Annotated in this window: 15 protein-coding genes; 9 read left to right on the top strand and 6 right to left on the bottom strand. The window is 75.3% G+C overall.

The annotated features are described in order from the left end of the window. Nucleotides 1-49: 49 nt before the first annotated feature. The 3 genes from AB0D08_RS28665 (at nucleotide 50) to AB0D08_RS28655 (ending at nucleotide 2,270) form a co-directional block, all read left to right on the top strand. Nucleotides 50-508: a ribonuclease domain-containing protein gene (locus AB0D08_RS28665; protein ID WP_359892911.1), complete on the top strand. Its 459-nt coding sequence runs from the start codon at nucleotides 50-52 to the stop codon at nucleotides 506-508. Nucleotides 509-603: 95 nt separating this feature from the next. Continuing rightward, nucleotides 604-1,446, top strand: a complete 843-nt coding sequence (locus tag AB0D08_RS28660) for an alpha/beta hydrolase (RefSeq protein WP_033819659.1) — start codon at nucleotides 604-606, stop codon at nucleotides 1,444-1,446. 122 nt (nucleotides 1,447-1,568) lie between these two features. After that, on the top strand, nucleotides 1,569-2,270 hold the full coding sequence (locus tag AB0D08_RS28655; RefSeq protein WP_033819658.1) for an MOSC domain-containing protein: 702 nt from the start codon (nucleotides 1,569-1,571) through the stop codon (nucleotides 2,268-2,270). Nucleotides 2,271-2,338: 68 nt separating this feature from the next. Here the strand turns inward: AB0D08_RS28655 and AB0D08_RS28650 are convergent, their stop codons facing one another. Further along, nucleotides 2,339-3,058: a GNAT family protein gene (locus AB0D08_RS28650; RefSeq protein ID WP_033819657.1), complete on the bottom strand. Its 720-nt coding sequence runs from the start codon at nucleotides 3,056-3,058 to the stop codon at nucleotides 2,339-2,341. Nucleotides 3,059-3,735: 677 nt separating this feature from the next. Between AB0D08_RS28650 and AB0D08_RS28645 the strand changes: the two genes are divergently transcribed. After that, nucleotides 3,736-4,680 (top strand): PAC2 family protein, encoded by a 945-nt coding sequence (locus AB0D08_RS28645; protein WP_033819656.1) that lies wholly within the window; start codon nucleotides 3,736-3,738, stop codon nucleotides 4,678-4,680. A gap of 139 nt (nucleotides 4,681-4,819) precedes the next feature. Beyond that, a complete protein-coding gene (locus tag AB0D08_RS28640) occupies nucleotides 4,820-5,833 on the top strand; it encodes an SGNH/GDSL hydrolase family protein (RefSeq protein WP_359892907.1) in 1,014 nt (337 codons plus the stop codon). 21 nt (nucleotides 5,834-5,854) lie between these two features. Here AB0D08_RS28640 and nirD read toward each other — a convergent pair whose 3' ends face one another. Beyond that, nucleotides 5,855-6,238, bottom strand: coding sequence for a nitrite reductase small subunit NirD (nirD, locus tag AB0D08_RS28635; RefSeq protein WP_233288980.1), 384 nt, complete (start codon nucleotides 6,236-6,238; stop codon nucleotides 5,855-5,857). Then, complete coding sequence (nirB, locus tag AB0D08_RS28630; protein ID WP_359892904.1) at nucleotides 6,235-8,856, bottom strand: nitrite reductase large subunit NirB; 2,622 nt, start codon at nucleotides 8,854-8,856, stop codon at nucleotides 6,235-6,237. The genes nirD and nirB overlap by 4 nt, the downstream gene beginning before the upstream one ends. Nucleotides 8,857-9,440: 584 nt before the next feature. Between nirB and AB0D08_RS28625 the strand changes: the two genes are divergently transcribed. The 4 genes from AB0D08_RS28625 to AB0D08_RS28610 all read left to right on the top strand — a co-directional run bounded on the left by AB0D08_RS28625 (nucleotide 9,441) and on the right by AB0D08_RS28610 (nucleotide 14,941). Then, nucleotides 9,441-10,208, top strand: a complete 768-nt coding sequence (locus AB0D08_RS28625) for a CbiX/SirB N-terminal domain-containing protein (protein WP_359892901.1) — start codon at nucleotides 9,441-9,443, stop codon at nucleotides 10,206-10,208. Between the two features lie 174 nt (nucleotides 10,209-10,382). Then, on the top strand, nucleotides 10,383-11,687 hold the full coding sequence (locus AB0D08_RS28620; protein ID WP_359892898.1) for a deoxyguanosinetriphosphate triphosphohydrolase: 1,305 nt from the start codon (nucleotides 10,383-10,385) through the stop codon (nucleotides 11,685-11,687). 22 nt (nucleotides 11,688-11,709) lie between these two features. Then, the gene (gene dnaG, locus AB0D08_RS28615) at nucleotides 11,710-13,614 is read left to right on the top strand and encodes a DNA primase (RefSeq protein WP_033822303.1); all 1,905 of its coding nucleotides are present in this window, start codon (nucleotides 11,710-11,712) and stop codon (nucleotides 13,612-13,614) included. 124 nt (nucleotides 13,615-13,738) lie between these two features. Next, nucleotides 13,739-14,941, top strand: coding sequence for an RNA polymerase sigma factor (locus AB0D08_RS28610; protein ID WP_033822302.1), 1,203 nt, complete (start codon nucleotides 13,739-13,741; stop codon nucleotides 14,939-14,941). 29 nt (nucleotides 14,942-14,970) lie between these two features. On the opposite strand, the gene AB0D08_RS28605 is transcribed toward AB0D08_RS28610, so the two are convergent. From AB0D08_RS28605 to AB0D08_RS28595, 3 genes are all read right to left on the bottom strand, one after another. Further along, on the bottom strand, nucleotides 14,971-16,371 hold the full coding sequence (locus tag AB0D08_RS28605; RefSeq protein WP_033822301.1) for a glutamate decarboxylase: 1,401 nt from the start codon (nucleotides 16,369-16,371) through the stop codon (nucleotides 14,971-14,973). A gap of 98 nt (nucleotides 16,372-16,469) precedes the next feature. Beyond that, complete coding sequence (locus AB0D08_RS28600; RefSeq protein WP_033822300.1) at nucleotides 16,470-17,903, bottom strand: FGGY family carbohydrate kinase; 1,434 nt, start codon at nucleotides 17,901-17,903, stop codon at nucleotides 16,470-16,472. 99 nt (nucleotides 17,904-18,002) lie between these two features. Further along, entirely contained in the window at nucleotides 18,003-18,296 is a 294-nt protein-coding gene (locus AB0D08_RS28595; RefSeq protein WP_033822299.1) for a hypothetical protein, read from the bottom strand. Nucleotides 18,297-18,508 lie beyond the last annotated feature (212 nt).

Below are 18,508 nucleotides of genomic sequence, written 5' to 3'. Positions count from 1 at the left end.
CAATGGCGTCCGAGCCCGCCCCGGCGGCGTTTCCCGGCAAGCTGGACCCATGACACGTCGCCGCCCGCTGCCCCTCGCGCTGGCCGCCCTCGCGCTCGCGCTGCCCGCGCTGGCCGGCTGCGGCGGCCCGTCCGGCCCGTCCGCGCCCGGCCCGTCCGCGCCCGGCCCGTCCGCCGCCGTGTCGTCCGCCCGGCCGTCCGGCGGCTGGGTGCCCAGCAGTTCCGCCCTGGCCGACGTCTGCCGTTCCGCCCTCCCGCGGCAGGCCGCCGACACCCTCGCCCTGATCGCCGCGGGCGGCCCCTACCCGTACCGCTCGGACGGCGTGGTGTTCGAGAACCGGGAGCGGCGGCTGCCCCGGCAGCGCAGCGGCTACTACCACGAGTACACCGTCACCACCCCGGGCTCGGCGGACCGCGGCACCCGCCGGGTGGTCACCGGTGCGGCGGGCGAGCAGTACTGGAGCGCCGACCACTACGGCTCGTTCCAGGAGATCGACAGCCGCTGCTGACCCCGGCCCGCCGGCCTGCCCCGCTCCGCAACCGGGACCGCCGCCCTGGCCCGGCCTCCTTGCGCCGGAGCCCCCCGGTCGCGAGGATCATGGCCATGCCCACCTTCACCGCTCCGGACGGAACCACCCTCGCCTACCGCCGGGTCGGCCGCGGCGAGCCCCTGATCTGCCTGCCCGGCGGAGCGATGCGGGCCGCCGCGTACCTGGGCGACCTGGGCGGCCTGGCCGCCCACCGCACCCTGATCCTGCTCGACCTGCGCGGCACCGGCCGCTCCGGCGTGCCGGCCGACCCGGCCGGCTACCGCTGCGACCGGCAGGTCGCCGACGTCGAGGCGCTCCGCGCGCACCTCGGCCCGGACCGGATCGACCTGCTCGCGCACTCCGCCGGCGCCTCGCTCGCCACCCGGTACGCCGCCGAGCACCCCGAGCGGATCGGGCGGCTCGCCCTGATCACCCCGAGCGGCGCCGCCCTCGGCATCCCGTTCGGCGACGCGGACTACCGTGCGGCGGCCCGGCTGCGCGGTGAGCGGCCCTGGCTGCCGGCCGCGCTGGCCGCCCTCGACGCCGTGCTGGCCGGCACCGCCACGCCCGAGCAGCGCACCGACCTGCTGCCGCTGCTGTACGGCCGGTGGGACGAGACCGCCCGGGCGCACGCGGCCGCCGAGGCCGGTCAGCGCAACGCCGAGGCCGCCGAGGCGTACCGCGCCGAGGGCGCCTTCGACCCGGCCGGTACCCGCGCCGCCCTGGCCGGCCTCAAGGCGCCGGTGCTGGTGCTGGCCGGAGAGCTGGACGGGGGCCCCACCCCGGCGCGGGCCGCGGAGTTCGCCGAGGCCTTCCCGCTGGCCGTCCACCGGGTGCAGGCCGGCGCCGGCCACTACCCGTGGCTGGACGACGCCGACGCCTTCGTCCGGACCGTCACGGACTTCCTCGCGCCCTGACCCCCGGCTCCGCCGTCGGTGTCGGCCGGCCGGGCACCGCCGGCCGCCGGTCCGCCGACCTGACCGGGTGAACCGGCCCGTGAAGGCGCGCCCCGGCCCGGCCGCCGCCCTAGGCTGCGGGCATGGCACATCTGCTCTCCGTGAACCTGGCCCACGTCCGCCCGAACCCCGCCACCCGGTCCGAGGTCAGGACCACCGGCATCGACAAGCGCCCGGTGGACCACCCCGTCCGGCTGCGCGCCCCCGGGCCCAAGGAGGCCGGGCAGGACGGCGGCCTGATCGGTGACCGGGTCGTCGACGTCCGCCACCACGGCGGCGACGACCAGGCCGTCTACGCCTACGCGCGGGAGAGCCTGGACCACTGGGAGCGCGAACTCGGCCGGGAGCTGGCGGGCGGCGTCTTCGGCGAGAACCTCACCACGGCCGGACTGGACGTGGACAGCGCCCTGATCGGGGAGCGCTGGCGGATCGGGGAGCAGGTCCTGCTGGAGGTCTCCTCGCCGCGGATCCCCTGCTCCACCTTCGCCCGCTGGATGGACGAGCGCGGCTGGGTCAAGCGCTTCGCCGAGGGCGCGCTGCCCGGCGCCTACCTGCGGATCGTCGAGCCCGGGGTGATCCGGGCCGGTGACCCGGTCACCGTCGAGCACCGCCCGGACCACGACGTCACCGTGGAGCTCTGCTTCCGGGCGCTGATGACCGAGGCCCAGCTGCTGCCCCGGCTGGTCGACGTCGAGGAGCTGCCCGAGGAGACCCGGGAGCTGGCCCGCAGGCGCACCGGCCTGACCCCGCCGTACGACCCCGAGGTCTGGGAGGCCGACGCCTGAGGGCCGGCCGGGCCCCGGGCGGGCCGAGGCGGTGGGTCCCCTCCCGGCCGGGAGGGGACCCACCGCGCTCAGGCGGCGATCAGTGGGCCGCCGTGTCTAAGACACTCCTGGTTGAGCGCCGGGTCCGGCGCGCTCGGCGAGGTCGCGGCGGCGATCCGCAGCTCGATGATGTCGCGGACGGCCTCCCACTCCTCGTCCAGGATGGAGTAGAACGCCGTGCTGCGGACCTCGCCGTCCAGGCCCCGCGAGTGGGCCCGGCGGACGCCTTCGCAGGTGGCGCCGAGCCGCTCGATGGCGGCCCGCGAGCGCGCGTTGCGGGCGTCCGCACGCAGCGAGATCCGCTGCACGCCCCAGGTCTCGAAGGCGTGGCGCAGCATCAGCAGCTTCGCCTCGGTGTTGATCCCGGTGCCCTGGGCGCGCGGCGACAGCCAGGTGTTGCCGATCTCGGCGGCGTCCGGCACGGCCAGCAGCGGATCACCGTGCGGCACGCCGGGGACCGGCGGCCACACCAGCGGGCCCTGCCAGTAGTCCAGTTCCAGGAACCGGGTGGAGCCGACCACCCGGTCGTCGGCGCAGCTCACCGTGGCGAACGGCAGCGACCTGCCCGCCGCCTGGTCGGCCAGCGCGCGGGAGACGTACTCCCGGGCGGCTTCCAGGCCGTGCGGAACGGGGGTGAAGGCGTAGGTCGTACGGTCCTCGGCGCCGGCCTCGGCCAGGGCCGCGGCGTGGTGCTCGGCGAGGGGCTCCAGCCGCACGGTGCGGCCGTAGAGGGTGACGGGTACGGGCACGGATCCTTCGGTCCTTCGGCGTTCGGAGGGGCCCGTCACGCCGGGGTACGGCACGAGGGCTGTGGTCTTTTCGCCCCGGCCCCGGGATCGGCCGCCGCGGTCCGCCGCAGCGTCCGGAACGCGGACCTGAGGCGGGGGCGGCGGCCCGGGAAGCGGGCAGCGCGGTGCCGGAACGGCATCGGGTCGACGGGACCGTACCGGCGGGGATGAGCGAGGGGACAGTGTGCGTCCGCGAGATGGCCGAGAGAGGAACGAGAGCGCGAAGGAAGCAGGCGGCCAGGTGAAGGCAAGGTGCGAGAGGAGTGGCTGGCCGCACACCGGACCGGGCCGTGTCCCACGACGTGACGGACGGCGTGGCGACGACGCGACGATGCGAGGCAGCGAGAGGACGATACCCGTCCGCGGGCGGTGCGTCACCTCGCATCGCGCGAACGGGGGCGCGCGAACCGTCCCGTCCGCCCACCGCGGCCGACACGGGGGCTCCTACCAGCGGTTTTCCGGCCGGGTGAGAAGATCGGCCGAGCAGGGGGAAGAGCGCCGGGCGCGCCGGGAATGCCGAGCGCCTCCGGCACGCTGGATTGAAGCAGGCGGCGGGGCGGTATGCGGTCCTCCGCCGTGGGCGGGCCCAGCAGGGCCGGTCCGGTGAGACGACGAGACGGAACGGGGTTGGGTGCGCCGTGCGTGATCCCAAGGAGCTGTACCAGCTGGAGCCGCTGGGCGTGGCCGCGGTGGCCGTGGCCCGCGACGCGGCTGCGGAGGCCGAGACCGGCCTGGTACTGCTGTACCACTTCGAGGGCTTCATGGACGCGGGCGAGGCCGGCGGTCAGGTCGTGGCGCACCTGCTGGAGCAGGGCAGCCCGCAGGTGGTCGCCAGGTTCGACCACGACCGCCTGGTCGACTACCGGGCCCGCCGTCCGGCGATGACCTTCGACCGCGAGTCCTGGACCGACTACGACCCGCCGGAGATCCTGCTCCAGCTGGTCCACGACTCCACCGGGGCGCCGTTCCTGGTGCTCACCGGACCCGAACCGGACACCGAGTGGGAGCTGTTCGCGGCGGCCGTGCGCGGGCTGGTCGAGGAGTTCGAGATCCGGCTGTCGGTCGACTTCCACGGCATCCCGATGGGCGTGCCGCACACCCGCCCGGTCGGGGTGACCCCGCACGGCAACCGGCTGGACCTGGCGCCCGGCTACCCCAAGTGGTTCGAGCAGGCCCAGGTGCCCGGCAGCGCGCAGGCGCTGCTGGAGTACCGGCTCGCCGAGTCCGGCCACGACGTGCTGGGCTTCGCCGTCCACGTGCCGCACTACATCGCCCGCTCGGCCTACCCTGCCGCCGCCGTGGTGATCCTGGAGGCGGTTCAGTCCGCGACCGGACTGGTGCTGCCCGGCAGTGAACTGCGGGTGCGGGTGGACGAGGTGTACGCCGAGATCGAGGACCAGCTCACCCAGGGCGACGGCGAGCTGCGCTCGGCGATCCGCGGCATGGAGGGCCAGTACGACGCGGTGGCCGGCGCCGAGGACCGGGAGAGCCTGCTGGCGCAGTCCGCGGACCTGCCTTCGGCGGACGAGCTGGGCCGGCGCTTCGAGGAGTTCCTGGCGGAGCACGAGCGCGGCGCGGACTGAGCCGGCCGGTCGGTGGATACCGTGGCCGGGGCCGGGATCGATTCCGGGCCCCGGCTCGTTCGTGTCCTCGGACACCCGGGGGACGGGCCGTCCGCGTCGGCAGATCGGCACAGGGCCGGGCCCCGGGGGAGTGATGAGCATGGCGTTCAGGCGGGCCGGCGCGCCCGGCGCCGCGGTGGCCTGCGCGGTGGCGGCCCTGCTGGTGCTGTCCGGCTGCGGCGGTGGCGCACCGGATCCGGGGCCCGCGCCCACCGGGCCACCCCCGTCCCCGGCCACGGCCGCCGCCTCGCCGTCCCCGGCACGGCCGGTCGCGGCCGGCCCGTACGTGGCGCTCGGCGACTCCTACACCTCCGGCCTCCAGGTCCCCCCGCAGCAGGGCACCCCGAAGGGCTGCGGCCGGTCCGGGGTCAACTATCCGTCGCTGGTCGCGGCCGGGCTGGGCCTGGCCGCCGCCGACTTCCAGGACGTCAGCTGCAGCGGCGCGCGGACCGCCGACCTGACCCGGGCCCAGCAGACCTCCGGCGGCGCCAACCCGCCGCAGCTCGGCGCGGTGACCGCCGCCACCCGGCTGGTCACGCTCGGCATCGGGGGCAACGACGTCGGGTTCATGGACGTCCTCGGGCGCTGCGCGATGGAGAGCATCAAGTACTCGGTGTCCGCCGCGCTGACCGCCGGGCCCGCCGCCGACGCGTCCGCCGCACCCTGCAAGGACCACTACACCGCCGCGGACGGCGGTGACGAGGTCGGCCGCACGATCGACGCGACCGGCCCGAGGCTGGCCGAGGCGCTCCGCGAGATCCGCCGACGCGCCCCGCAGGCCCAGGTGCTGGTGGTCGGTTACCCGGCTCTGCTGCCCGCCGATCCGGCGGCCTGCACGGCCGCGCTGGGGCAGGGCGTGGCCGCCGGCGACCTCCGCTACCTGGAGCAGAAGCAGGAGCAGCTGAACTCGGTGCTCGAGCGCGCCGCCGAGGCCGGCGGGGCGCGCTTCGTCGACACCGCCGCACCCTCGGCGGCACACCACATGTGCGCGGGCGACGCCGACCGCTGGGTCGAACCGCCGGTACCCGCGGCTGGGCTGGCACCGATGCACCCGAACGCCGCGGGCGAGCGGGCGATGGCCGCCGCCGTGCTCGCGGTGCTCGCCGCCCGCTGACGGCCCGCCGCCCGGCCGGCCTCAGACCGGCCGGACCCGGTGGACCTCGATCCGGACCGCCGGGTCGTCCAGGCACTCGCCGGTGGCCAGGTCGAAGCGCTGCTTGAGCAGCGGGGAGGCGACGTACACCCGGCCGTCCGGGGTGGCGCCGAGCAGGCCCCGGGAGAGCACGTACGCACCGGTGAACGGGTCGCGGTTGGCCACCGCGTGGACCGCGTCCCGGCTGTCGCGGAACACGGCCGCCTGCCGGCCGTCGGGGAGCAGGACCGCCACGCCCCGGCCCGGGACGAGCCGTTCCCAGGCGCAGACCGGCGTCCAGGTCCCCCCGCTCAGCAGCTCGACCCGGTCGGGGCCGGTGCGGGTGGCGGCGGCCATGGCGGTCGCGGTGGTGGTCGCGGTGGTCATCGGGAGCCCTCCAGGACGGGGGTGCGGACGAGGGAGGCGAGCAGGCCGGCCTCGGTGGCGAGCACCGCCAGATCCGGCTTGACCTGGTCGCGTTCGGGGGTGAAGCGGATGCTCGGGTCGGGTACGCCGGGGGCGTTGACGAAGGAGACGAAGCGCGCGAGCCGGCCGGGGTCGGCGAGGGTGGCCGCCCACTCGTCCTGGTAGTCGGTCACGTGGTGGGCCATCATCGCCTCCAGGTCGGCGGCGATGCCGAGGCTGTCCTCGAACACCACGGCCCGGACGTGGTCGAGACCGCCCTCGATCCGCTCCAGCCAGGCGGAGGTGCGCTCCAGCCGGTCGGCCGTGCGGATGTAGAACATCAGGAACCGGTCGGTGAGCCGGATCAGCTGGTCGTCGTCCAGGTCCTGGGCGAGCAGGTCGGCGTGCCGGGGGGTGGCGCCGCCGTTGCCGCCGACGTAGAGGTTCCAGCCGTTGGAGGTGGCGATCACCCCGAAGTCCTTGCCGCGCGCCTCGGCGCACTCGCGGGCGCAGCCGGAGACCGCCGACTTGAGCTTGTGCGGGCTGCGCAGCCCCCGGTAGCGCAGCTCCAGCCGGATCGCCATGGCGACCGAGTCCTGCACGCCGTACCGGCACCAGGTGGAGCCCACGCAGGACTTCACGGTGCGCAGCGACTTGCCGTAGGCGTGACCGGATTCGAAGCCGGCCGCCACCAGCCGGTGCCAGATCTGCGGCAGCTGGTCCACCCGGGCGCCGAACAGGTCGATCCGCTGCCCGCCGGTGATCTTGGTGTAGAGGCCGAAGTCCCGGGCCACCTCGCCGATCACGATCAGCTTCTCCGGGGTGATCTCCCCGCCCGGGATCCGGGGCACCACCGAGTACGAGCCGTTGCGTTGGAGATTGGCCAGGAAGTGGTCGTTGGTGTCCTGGAGGGCGCCCTGCTCGCCGTCCAGGATGTGCCCGGACACCGGCAGTTGCGGCGCCAGCGAGGCGATGATCGAGGCGACCGCCGGCTTGCACACCTCGCAGCCCTCGCCGCCGGCGGCACCCCGCCCGCCGAGCCGGCCGTGCTCGGCGAGCAGCCGGGCGTGCGTCGGGATGCGCTTGACCCGGACGAGTTCGTACAGCTCCGCGCGGCTCTGCCCGAAGCACGGGCACAGACCCCGGTCGACCTCGACGCCGGAGGCCGCCAGTTCGTCGGTCACCACCGTGCCGAGCAGCTTCAGGCAGGAACCGCAGCCCGTCCCCGCCTTGGTGCACGCCTTCACCTCCGGGACGGTGGTGCACGCGTGCCCGGTGACGGCGGCCCGCACCTCGCCCTTGGTGACGCCGTGGCAGTTGCAGACCACCGCCTCGTCCGGCAGCGCCGCGCCGCCCAGCGGCAGCGCCGCGCCGAGCCCGGCCGGCAGCACCAGCGACTCGGCCGGGACGGGCAAGGGGCTGCCGGTGCCGGCCAGCGGCCGCAGCATCGCGTACGCCTCCGCGTCGCCGACCAGGATGCCGCCCAGCAGCGCGCCCTCCGGGGTGACCACCAGCTTCTTGTAGACCCCGGCGCGGGAGTCGGCGTAGACCACGTCGAGCGCGCCCGGCGTGGTGCCGAAGGCGTCGCCGAAGCTCGCCACGTCGACGCCGAGCAGCTTCAGCTTGGTCGACAGGTCGGCGCCGGTGAACGGCTGCGCGCTCTGCCCGGCCAGCTGCCGGGCGACCGTGCGGGCCATCTCGAAGCCGGGGGCGACCAGGCCGTAGACCCGCCCGTCGGCGGCCAGCGCGCACTCGCCGATGGCGTAGACGTCCGGGTCCGAGGTGCGGCACAGCTCGTCCACGGCGATGCCGCCGCGTTCACCGACGGTCAGACCGCAGTCCCTGGCCAGCTGGTCGCGCGGGCGGATCCCGGCCGAGAACACCACCAGGCCGGTCTCCAGCCGCGAGCCGTCGGTGAACGCCATCGCGGCCGCCCGGCCGTCCGCCGACACCTCCACCGCCGTGGTGCCCACCCCGGTGTGCACCGTCACGCCCATTCCCTCGATGGTCCGGCGCAGCGCCTCACCGCCGCCGTCGTCCACCTGGACCGGCATCAGGCGGGGCGCGAACTCCACCACGTGGGTCCGCAGACCGAGTCCCTTGAGCGCGCCCGCCGCCTCCAGCCCGAGCAGCCCGCCGCCGACCACCGCGCCCACCCGCCGACCGGCGGCGTACGCCTCGATCGCCTCCAGGTCCTCGATGGTGCGGTAGACGAAACAGCCCTCGGCGTCCCGGCCCGGCACCGGCGGGACGAACGGGTACGAGCCGGTGGCCAGCACCAGCGTGTCGTAGCGAAGGGTACGGCCGGCCCCGGTGGTGACGGTCTTCGCGGCCCGGTCGACCGAGGCCACCGGGGAGGACAGGTGCAGCTCGTAGCCGTGCCGGTCGGTGAAGCCCGGCTCGGCGAGCAGCAGGTCCTCGGCGGTCCGCCCGGAGAAGTAGGAGGTCAGCGCGACCCGGTCGTACGCCGGGCGCGGCTCCTCGGCCAGGACGACGACGCGGTGGCCCGCGGCGGCGCCGCTCTCGGCCAGGGCCTCCAGGAAACGGTGGCCGACCATGCCGTACCCGACCAGGATCAGCGTGGGTCTGGTGGTGGTCATAGGGGAGTCCCTCCGGTGGTGGTGCGCCGCGTGGCGGGGCGGGTGGGGCAGGCGGGGCGGGCCGGGCAGATGGGGCACGGTTCGGGCGGACGGGTCCCGCGGGTGCCGGTGCCCGCCCCTGCCGTCGAGCATCGGCCGCGGGTGTTACCCGGCCGGGGCCGCCCGGTTTCACCGGCGGAACTTCGGCCTCAGCACCACCCACGGCGGGCTGTGAGCGCCCGCGCCAGGGCGCCGCGGGATGCCGGTCGGTCGGTCGGACGGACGGACTACCGGCGGCCGGTGCCGGGGTACGGCCCGTGCCATGCCGGACCGCCCGGCGGCGCGGGGCCGGTCGTGAGCGCTGCCGGTCGCGACCGCCGGTACACCGCGCCGCACGCGGGGAGCGAGCCCGCTGCGGGCCGCACCCCGGCCCCCGCCGGGCCGTCGGCCGCCGGAGCGACGGGCGGTGAGGGCCCGCAGAGCCGGCCGGGCACGGCACCCGGCACGGGTGCTCACCGCGGTGCCGGGACCCGCCGTGAGGTCCGGGAAACCCGTCGTGACCGCGGAGCAACGGCCGGGAAACAGCGGGCGGCCAGGCTTGCCCCATGACCGTTGCCTCCACCGTCCTGCCGAGGGTGCCGCGCACCGCCCGCCGTCCCGCCCTGGTGCTCGTCGCGCACGGTTCCCGGGATCCGTCCGCCGTGGCCGAGACCCGCCGGGTGGCGGCGATGGTGGCCGCCGCCCGGCCGGACCTCGACGTCCACCCGGCCCACCTCGGCCTGAACGCCCCGCTGCTGCCCGAGGTCCTGGCCGCACTGGACGGCCCGGCGGTCCTCGTCCCGCTCCTGCTGGGCCGCGGCCACCACGCCAAGGTCGACCTGCCGGCCGCCCTCGCGGCGGCGCCGCGGCTGACCGGCGCGGTCGCCGCCCCGCTCGGCCCCGACCCGCTGCTCACCGAACTGCTGCTGCTGCGCCTCGCGCAGGCGGGCGTGCGCCCGGGTGACGGTCCGGTGGTGCTCGCGGCGGCCGGCTCGCGCGACCCGCAGGCCGCCGCCGACACCGAGGCGCAGGCGGCGCTGCTGGCGGCCCGGCTGGGGGTGCCGGTACGGCCCGGGTACGTGACCGGTGCCGGGCCCGGCGTGGCCGCGACGGCGGCGGGTCTGGCGGCGCTGGGGGCCGGACCGGTCGCGGTGGCGGGGTACTTCACGGCGCCGGGGGACTTCGCCCGGCTCGCGGCCGCCGCCTGGGACGGCCCGGCCACCGCGCCCCTGGGAGCCCACCCCCTCCTGGTCCGCCTGCTGCTGGCCCGCTACGCGGCCGCCGCCGCCCGCCTCCCCGCGCACCCGCCGGCCCTGCTCGCCGCCACCAGCTGACCCACGTGGGTCCGTGCCGCCGGCACCCGCGCCCGTACCCGCCCGCTCCCCGGAGGCGTCGCGCGCCCGCCGCCGGGCAGCCGTGAGGGCGACGGTTGTTCACCGTCCGCACGCCCTGGCGATAGCGCGGCGCACCGGCGCGATGTCGGCCCGTCGGCGTACGGTGACTGTCATATGGACGACACCGCGCACCGCACCGCCCCGTACGACCCGCAGGCCGAGGCACGTTGGGTGCCCGAGCCGGACAAGCGGCCCGGCCGCACCGCCTTCCAGCGCGACCGCGCCCGGGTCCTGCACTCCGCGGCCCTGCGCAGACTGGCCGGCACCACCCAGGTCGTCGCCCCGATGCGCGCGGACTTCTCCCGGACCCGGCTGACCCACTCGCTGGAGTGCGCCCAGGTCGGCCGGGAGCTCGGTGCCGCGCTCGGCTGCGACCCGGACCTGGTGGAGGCCGGCTGCCTGGCGCACGACATCGGCCACCCGCCGTTCGGGCACACCGGCGAGGAGGCGCTCGACCAGGCCGCCGCGGCCTGCGGCGGTTTCGAGGGCAACGCACAGTCGCTGCGCATCCTGACCCGCCTGGAGCCCAAGCGCTTCGCCCCGCTGGACGAGGCCCCGGCCCGGCTGGCCCCCTGGCCCGGCCGCAGCGTCGGCCTCAACCTGAGCCGCGCCGCGCTGGACGCCGCCACCAAGTACCCGTGGACCCGCGGCGGGCACCCGACCGACCCGGACTCCACCAAGTACGGCGTCTACGCCGACGACCTGCCGGTCTTCCGCTGGCTGCGCACCGGCGCCCCCGAGGGCCGCAAGTGCTTCGAGGCCACCGTGATGGACTGGTCCGACGACGTGGCGTACTCCACCCACGACGTCGAGGACGGCCTCCAGGCCGGCCACATAGACCCGGCGGCGCTGCGCTCGGCCGACGAGCGCGCCGAACTGTTCAAGATCGCCGAACGGTACGCCCCCGACGCGTCCGCCGCCGAGCTGGCCGAGGCGCTGGACCGGCTCCAGCGCCAGGAGTGGTGGCCCCGGACGTACGACGGCTCGGCCCGCGCCCGCGCCGGGCTCAAGGACCTCACCAGCCAGCTGATCGGCCGGTTCTGCCTGGCCGCCGAGCAGGCCACCCGGGCCCGCTACGGCCCCGGCCCGCTCACCCGGTACGCGGCCGAGCTGGTGGTGCCCGCCGAGGTCCGGCTGGAGTGCGCGGTGCTCAAGGCGGTCGCCGTCCGGTACGTGATGCAGCGCGACGAGCAGGCCCAGCTGCGCACCCGCCAGCGGATCGTGATCGCCGAGCTGGCCGAGGCGCTCACCCGCACCGCGCCGTACGGGCTGGACCCGGTCTTCGCCGCGCTGTACGAGGAGGCCGAGGACGACCGGGCGGCGTTGCGGGCGGTGGTCGACCAGATCGCCACCCTCACCGACGCCTCCGCGTTCGCCCTGCACGCCCGGCTGGTCGAGAAGGCGTGGCCGAACGCCTGACGGCCGTGCGTAAACTTCCAGGGTGGCCGGTCGGATCAGGGATGAAGATGTGCAGGCAGTGCGCAACGCGCTGCCCATCGACGCGGTCGTCGGCGACTACGTCCAGCTGACCAACGGCGGCGGTGCCCAGCTCAAGGGCGTCTGCCCGTTCCACGACGAGAAGTCCGCCTCGTTCTACGTGCACCCCGGCAAGGGCGTCTACCACTGCTTCGGCTGCGGCGAGAGCGGCGACACCATCTCGTTCCTGATGAAGATCGAGCACTGCTCGTTCGCCGAGGCCGTGGAGCGGATGGCCGCCCAGGCCAACATCACCCTGCGGTACGAGGAGGGCGGCTACTCGCCCCGCCACCAGCAGGGCGAGCGGACCAGGCTGGTCGAGGCGCACAAGGTGGCCGCCGCCTGGTTCCGGGAACAGCTCGGCTCGCCGGAGGCGGAGATCGGCCGGCGGTTCCTGGCCGAGCGCGGCTTCGACGAGGCCGCCGCCCAGCACTTCGGGGTCGGCTACGCCCCGGTGGGCTGGGAACACCTGGTGCGCTACCTGCGCGGCAAGGGCTTCACCGACAAGGAGATCCTGCTCGGCGGCCTCGCCTCGCAGGGCCAGCGCGGCGGGCTGATCGACCGGTTCAGGGGCCGGCTGGTCTGGCCGATCCGGGACTCCGGCGGCGAGGTGGTCGGCTTCGGCGCCCGCCGGCTGCGCGAGGACGACACCGGGCCCAAGTACCTCAACACCCCCGAGACGCCGCTCTACAAGAAGTCCCAGGTGCTGTACGGCATCGACCTGGCCCGCAAGGAGATCGCCAAGTCCGGCCGGGCCGTGGTGGTCGAGGGCTACACCGACGTGATGGCCTGTCACCTGGCGGGCGTCACCACGGCGGTGGCCACCTGCGGCACCTCCTTCGGCGAGGACCACGTCAAGATCATCCGTCGGCTGCTGATGGACACCTCCGCCTACCGCGGCGAGACGGTCTTCACCTTCGACGGCGACGCGGCCGGCCAGAAGGCCGCCCTGCGGGCCTTCGAGGACGACCAGAAGTTCGCCGCCCGCACCTCCATCGCGATCACCCCCGGCGGCATGGACCCCTGCGAGCTGCGCCTCGCCAAGGGCGACGACGCCGTCCGGGAACTGATCGAACACCCCGTCCCGCTCTTCGAGTTCGCGCTGCGCTCGGCGGTCGCCCGGCACCGGGTGGACACCGCGGAGGGCCGCGCGGCCGCGCTGGAGGAGGCCGCCGGGATCATCGTGAAGATCAAGGACCGCTCGATCCAGCACGAGTATGCCGTCCAGCTGGCCGGCATGCTCGGCATCCTGGACGAGCAGTTCGTGGTCCGCCGGATCGGCCAGCTGGCCCGCTGGCAGCGCGAGAACCAGCAGAACGCCGCCCAGCGGCCCACCCGCCGCCAGGAGCCCGCCGCACCGGTCCAGCCGCCGCGTCCGGCCTTCCGGCTGAACCCGCGCGACCCGGCGCAGTTCGTCGAGCGCGAGCTGCTCAAGCTCGCCCTCCAGCACCCCGACCTGGTCAGCCCGGCCTTCGACCAGTACGGCGAGGAGGAGTTCCCCACCCCGCCGTACGCCGCCGTCCGCCGGGCGATTGGCTCGGCCGGCGGCGCCGCGTACGGCGCCGCGCTGCCCGACTTCACCACCGCGGTCCGCGAGGCCAGCCCGGACGACCAGGTCCGCGGTCTGGTCACCGAGCTGACCGTCGAACCGATCCGCTCCCGCCGCAAGGCGGACGAGATCTACGCCGGGGAGTTCCTGGTCAAGCTGCGGCTGCAGGCCGTCGACCGCCGGGTCGGCGAGGCCCGCGCCCACCTGCAGCGGCTCGGCAGCCGGGCCACCCCCGAGCAGCTGCACGCGGTGCAGAGCGAGCTGTGGGCCCTGCAGCAGTACGCCCAGCAGCTCCGCTCCCGGGGCGCGGCCGCGCTCTGATCCCGGGCGCTTCACCACCGGCCCGCGCCATCCGGTCCGCCGCCGGGGGTGGCGCGGGGCGCACCGCTGGGTATCCCATCCCTTGTGGTGCGGCGTCCCCCCAGCGCCGCCACGGCCGTGGAGGATGCCCGTGGAGCTCGCCGCCGTCCGCCAGCCGCAGGCCGCCGTACGGGTCCCGGCCCAGGCCGGGCCGCCCGCCGCCGAGCGGCCCGCCCCGGACCAGGACCTCACCCCCGGCCCCGAACCCGCCGACCCGGAAGCCGCCGACGCCGAACCGGCGGACCCCGACCTGTCCGACCCCGACCTGTCCGAGCCGCCGGACCCCGGGCCCGGACACCCCGGCCCCGCACGGCGGGCCGCCGTCACCCCGGACGAGGCCTCGGGCGCCGCCGCCGACCTGCTGCGCCAGTACCTGCGCGAGATCGGCCGGGTCCGGCTGCTCACCGCCGCCGAGGAGGTCGAGCTGGCCTGCCAGATCGAGGCCGGCCTGTTCGCCGAGGAGGCGCTGGACCGCGCCGCGGCCGGCGGCCCGCGGCCCGGCGACCCGTCACCGGGCGGCGACCCGGCGCTGGCCGACGAGCTGGACCGCCTGGTGGTGCTCGGCCGGATCGCCAAACGCCGTCTGATCGAGGCCAACCTCCGCCTGGTGGTCTCGGTCGCCAAACGCTACGTCGGGCGCGGCCTGACCCTGCTCGACCTCATCCAGGAGGGCAACGTCGGCCTGATCCGGGCGGTCGAGAAGTTCGACTACACCCGGGGCTACAAGTTCTCCACCTACGCCACCTGGTGGATCCGGCAGGCGATGAGCCGGGCACTGGCCGACCAGGCCCGCACCATCCGGGTGCCGGTGCACGTGGTGGAACTGATCAACCGGGTGCTGCGGGTGCAGCGCGCCCTCATCCAGGAGTACGGCCACGAGCCGACCCCCGCCGAGGTCGGCCTGGTGCTCCAGTTACCGCCCGAGCGGATCCGGGAGGTGCTGCGGCTGGCCCAGGACCCGGTCTCGCTGCACACCCCGATCGGCGAGGAGGAGGACGTCGCGCTCGGCGACCTGATCGAGGACGCCGACGCCGCCTCACCGGTGGAGAGCGCCGCCTTCCTGCTGCTGCGCGAGCACCTGGAGGCGGTCCTGGCCACCCTCGGCGAGCGCGAACGGCAGATCGTCCAGCTGCGCTACGGCCTCGGCGACGGCCTGCCGCGCACCCTGGAGGAGATCGGCCGGCTGTTCGGCGTCACCCGGGAGCGGATCCGCCAGATCGAGGCCAAGACGCTCGCCAAGCTGCGCGCCCACGTCTGCGCCGACCAGCTGCGCGGCTACCTGGACTGAGCGGCCGCCGCCGGCCGGCGCCGTGCGGGTCAGTGGTGGAACGCGCTGCGCGCCTCGACGCCCATGGTGCTGAGCGGAGCGGGCTGGTTGCGCAGCTCGGGCAGCAGCCGTTCGAGGTCCTCCAGCAGCAGGTCCGCGAGGTCCCGGGAGAAGCCGTTGCGGCACACCATCCGCAGCGCCGACAGGTCGGTCCGGTCGTCCGGGAAGGTGTACGCGGGCACCTGCCAGCCGCGCTCGCGCAGGCGGCGCGAGACGTCGAAGACGTCGAAGTTCTCGCCCTCCCGGGTGGTGAACGCGAAGACCGGCAGCTCGTCGCCCTTGGTGAGCAGCTGGAAGCCCAGCCGCTCGACCTCCCCGGACAGGTAGGTGGCGACGTCCCGGCAGGCCTGCTGCACCATCCGGAAGCCCTCGCGGCCGAGCCGCAGGAAGACGTAGTACTGGGCGACCACCTCGGCGCCGGGCCGGGAGAAGTTGAGCGCGAAGGTCGGCATGTCGCCGCCCAGGTAGTTGACCTTGAAGACCAGCTCGTCCGGCAGCGCCGCCTTGTCCCGCCACAGCGCCCAGCCGACGCCCGGGTAGACCAGGCCGAACTTGTGGCCGGAGGTGTTGATGGACGCGACCCGGGGCAGCCGGAAGTCCCACACCAGCTCGGGGTCGAGGAAGGGCGCCACCATGCCCCCGGACGCGCCGTCGACGTGGACCGGGACGTCCAGTCCGGTGCGCTTCTGGAGGTCGTCCAGGGCGGCACAGATCTCCGCGATGGGCTCGTAGGAGCCGTCGAAGGTGGAGCCCAGGATGCCGACCACGCCGATGGTGTCCCGGTCGCAGTGGGCGACGGCCTGCTCGGCGTCCAGGTGGAGCCGGTCGCCGGACATCGGCACCAGCCGGGCCTCCACCTCCCAGAAGTTGCAGAACTTCTCCCAGCAGACCTGGACGTTGATGCCCATGACCAGGTTCGGCCGGGCCCCGGCCGCGTACCGGTCGGCGTTGGCCCGCATCCAGCGCCGCTTCAGCGCGAGACCGGCCAGCATGCAGGCCTCGCTGGAGCCGGTGGTGGAGCAGCCGACCGCCTGGTCCGGGTCGGGGGCGTGCCAGAGGTCGGCCAGGATCGCCACGCTGCGCCGTTCCAGCTCGGCGGTCTGCGGGTACTCGTCCTTGTCGATCATGTTCTTGTCGCGGCACTCCGCCATCAGCCGCCCGGCGTAATCGTCCATCTGGGTGGTGACGAAGGTGGCCAGGTTGAGTTTGGCGTTGCCGTCCAGCATCAGCTCGTCGTGGATCAGCTGGTAGGCCACGGCGGGCAGCACCGGATTGTCCGAGAGCCGGTGCACCGGTGGGGCGGCGGCCATCGAACCGAGCAGGTCGAGCACGCCCTGGAGCGGGCTGAGGGACAGTCGGCGTTCATCGCCGTCGCCCTTGTGCAGCGCCATCCGAGATCCCTTTCACTTGCCGGGCAGGGAACTCCCACGCTGCCACCGCCCCGCTCCTGACGCATCCTCGGCGCCCGCGCGCGGCGGCCTCGGGCGGCTCAGCCCTTGACCTCCGGGTACGTCTGGTCGCGGACCGCCGCGTACTGCTGGCGCACCGCGTTGCCGACCGCCAGGTCGTGCTCCTGGTCCGGTACCAGGGTGGTGACCTCGGGCAGCTCCCAGTGCGGCGGTTCGGGGGTGCCGGCCAGCGCCCAGGCGGCCTGCCGGGCCGCGCCCCGGGCCGCGTGGTCGCCCGGCGGCGGGATCACCACCGGGCACCCGAACACCAGCGGCGCGATCTCCCGCACCGCCCCGAGCCGCCCGGCCGCGCCCAGCAGGAAGATCCGGCGCACCGCCACCCCGTGCGAGCGCAGCACGTCGACGGCGTCCGCGACGTTGCACAGCATGCCCTCGACGGCCGCCCGGGCGAAGTGCTGCGGGGCCATCGACTCCATCCGCAGGCCGGTCAGGGTGCCGGCGGCGTGCGGCAGCTTGGGGGTGCGCTCGCCGTCCAGGTACGGCAGCAGCACCAGGCCGTACGAGCCGGGGGAGGACTGCTGGGCGAGCGCGCTCAGGCCCTCCAGGTCGGTGCCGAGCACGGTGGCGGTCGAGCGCAGCACCTGGGCCGCGTTGAGGGTGGCGACCATCGGCAGGTGGCGGCCGGTGGCGTCGGCGAAGGACGAGATCAGACCGGTCGGGTCGATCACCGCCCGGTCGTGCACGGCGAAGATGGTGCCGTTGCCGCCGAGCGAGACGACGGCGTCCCCGAGGCCGAGGCCCAGGCCCAGTGCGGCGGCCATGTTGTCGCCGGTGCCGGCCGAGATCAGCAGGCCCTCGGGGGTGTGCCCGGCGGGTTCGGCCGGGCCGAGCACGTCCGGCACCCGCAGTTCGTGGCCGACCGCCAGCTTGATCAGGTCCTGCCGGTACTCGCCGGTGATCGGCGACCAGTAGCCGGTGCCGGAGGCGTCGCCGCGGTCGGTGGTGCGCCGCTTGGGGCTGCCGAGCAGCTGGGAGACCAGCCAGTCGTGCGGCAGCAGCACCTCGGCGATCCGCTTGGCCGAGGTGGGTTCGAACTCGGCCAGCCAGCGCAGCTTGGCGATGGTGTACGTCGGTGCGGGCACCGCCGCGATGGCCTCCACCCACGGGCCCGGGCCGCCCAGCGCGTCCAGCAGCGAGGCGGCGGCGCCGGCCGAGCGGGGGTCGTTCCACAGCAGTGCCGGGCGGACCAGTACGCCGCCCGCGTCCAGCCCGATCAGCCCGTGCTGCTGGGCGCTGACGCCGATCGCCCGGACACCCTCGAGCAGGCCGCCGGCGGCGGCGTCGCCGAGCGAGTGCAGCCAGGCCTGCGGGTCGACCTCGGTGGTCCTGGCATCGACGCCCTCCGGCAGCGGATGGGAGGCCTTCCCCTGCCGCAGGACGGCGCCGGTGTCGGAGTCGCACGAGACGATCCTGGTGCGAGTGGTGGAACTGTCGATGCCCGCGACGATGGCCATACCGAGATCATGCCGCAGCGGGCACCTCCGGTGCTGCCCGCCGCGGCAAGTGTTGCCCACTCGGTACGGGTGCCGCCGGGGCCCCGGCGGCGGGGCCGGTCAGGGCCGGAAGGTGCCCCAGCTGTCGTCCGCCGACTGCCGGCGGGCGAAGTACGGGACCCGGTCGGTGACCGAGTCCGGGAGCTTCTCGCCGACCCGGTCCGCCACCGCGCCGGCCGCCCGGCCCGCCACCGCTCCGGCCTGCTGCTTGGCCTTCCCGGCGGCGTCCTGGACCTTGGGGTTCTGGGAGAACTGCCGGGCCGCGCCGGCCAGCTGCTCGTACCGCTGCCGGCCGGCTCGGGCGCCCAGGACGTATCCGACCCCGACGCCCACGATCAACGTCAGTTTCCACATGCTCGGCTCCACCCTTCATCGCGGTCTTTGCCGCATTGCCCTACCCGTCGGGCCGGGTGGTGAACCGCCCGGCCGGTGGCGGGCCCGTCCGGGCGCCCGCCGTCACCAGCATCCCCGGCGGGCCGCCGGCTCCCACAACTCGTCCGGTACCAGCCGCTCCACGATCGTCACGAGAGCAGCCTACAAGCCCAAATGAGATGGCTTCTTAGTCA

It is taken from the genome of Kitasatospora sp. NPDC048540 (genome assembly GCF_040651175.1).
GTDB lineage: Bacteria > Actinomycetota > Actinomycetes > Streptomycetales > Streptomycetaceae > Kitasatospora.
This window is presented reverse-complemented; position numbering and strand designations above follow the sequence as displayed.

Excerpts from the sequence above, each read along its gene's own strand:
- AB0D08_RS28665 (WP_359892911.1), top strand. The coding sequence starts at position 50 with ATGACACGTCGCCGCCCGCTGCCCCTCGCGCTGGCCGCCCTCGCGCTC.
- AB0D08_RS28660 (WP_033819659.1), top strand. The coding sequence starts at position 604 with ATGCCCACCTTCACCGCTCCGGACGGAACCACCCTCGCCTACCGCCGG.
- AB0D08_RS28655 (WP_033819658.1), top strand. The coding sequence starts at position 1,569 with ATGGCACATCTGCTCTCCGTGAACCTGGCCCACGTCCGCCCGAACCCC.
- AB0D08_RS28640 (WP_359892907.1), top strand. The coding sequence starts at position 4,820 with ATGGCGTTCAGGCGGGCCGGCGCGCCCGGCGCCGCGGTGGCCTGCGCG.
- nirD (WP_233288980.1), bottom strand. The coding sequence starts at position 6,238 with ATGACCACCGCGACCACCACCGCGACCGCCATGGCCGCCGCCACCCGC.
- nirB (WP_359892904.1), bottom strand. The coding sequence starts at position 8,856 with ATGACCACCACCAGACCCACGCTGATCCTGGTCGGGTACGGCATGGTC.
- AB0D08_RS28625 (WP_359892901.1), top strand. The coding sequence starts at position 9,441 with ATGACCGTTGCCTCCACCGTCCTGCCGAGGGTGCCGCGCACCGCCCGC.
- AB0D08_RS28620 (WP_359892898.1), top strand. The coding sequence starts at position 10,383 with ATGGACGACACCGCGCACCGCACCGCCCCGTACGACCCGCAGGCCGAG.
- AB0D08_RS28610 (WP_033822302.1), top strand. The coding sequence starts at position 13,739 with ATGCCCGTGGAGCTCGCCGCCGTCCGCCAGCCGCAGGCCGCCGTACGG.
- AB0D08_RS28605 (WP_033822301.1), bottom strand. The coding sequence starts at position 16,371 with ATGGCGCTGCACAAGGGCGACGGCGATGAACGCCGACTGTCCCTCAGC.
- AB0D08_RS28600 (WP_033822300.1), bottom strand. The coding sequence starts at position 17,903 with ATGGCCATCGTCGCGGGCATCGACAGTTCCACCACTCGCACCAGGATC.
- AB0D08_RS28595 (WP_033822299.1), bottom strand. The coding sequence starts at position 18,296 with ATGTGGAAACTGACGTTGATCGTGGGCGTCGGGGTCGGATACGTCCTG.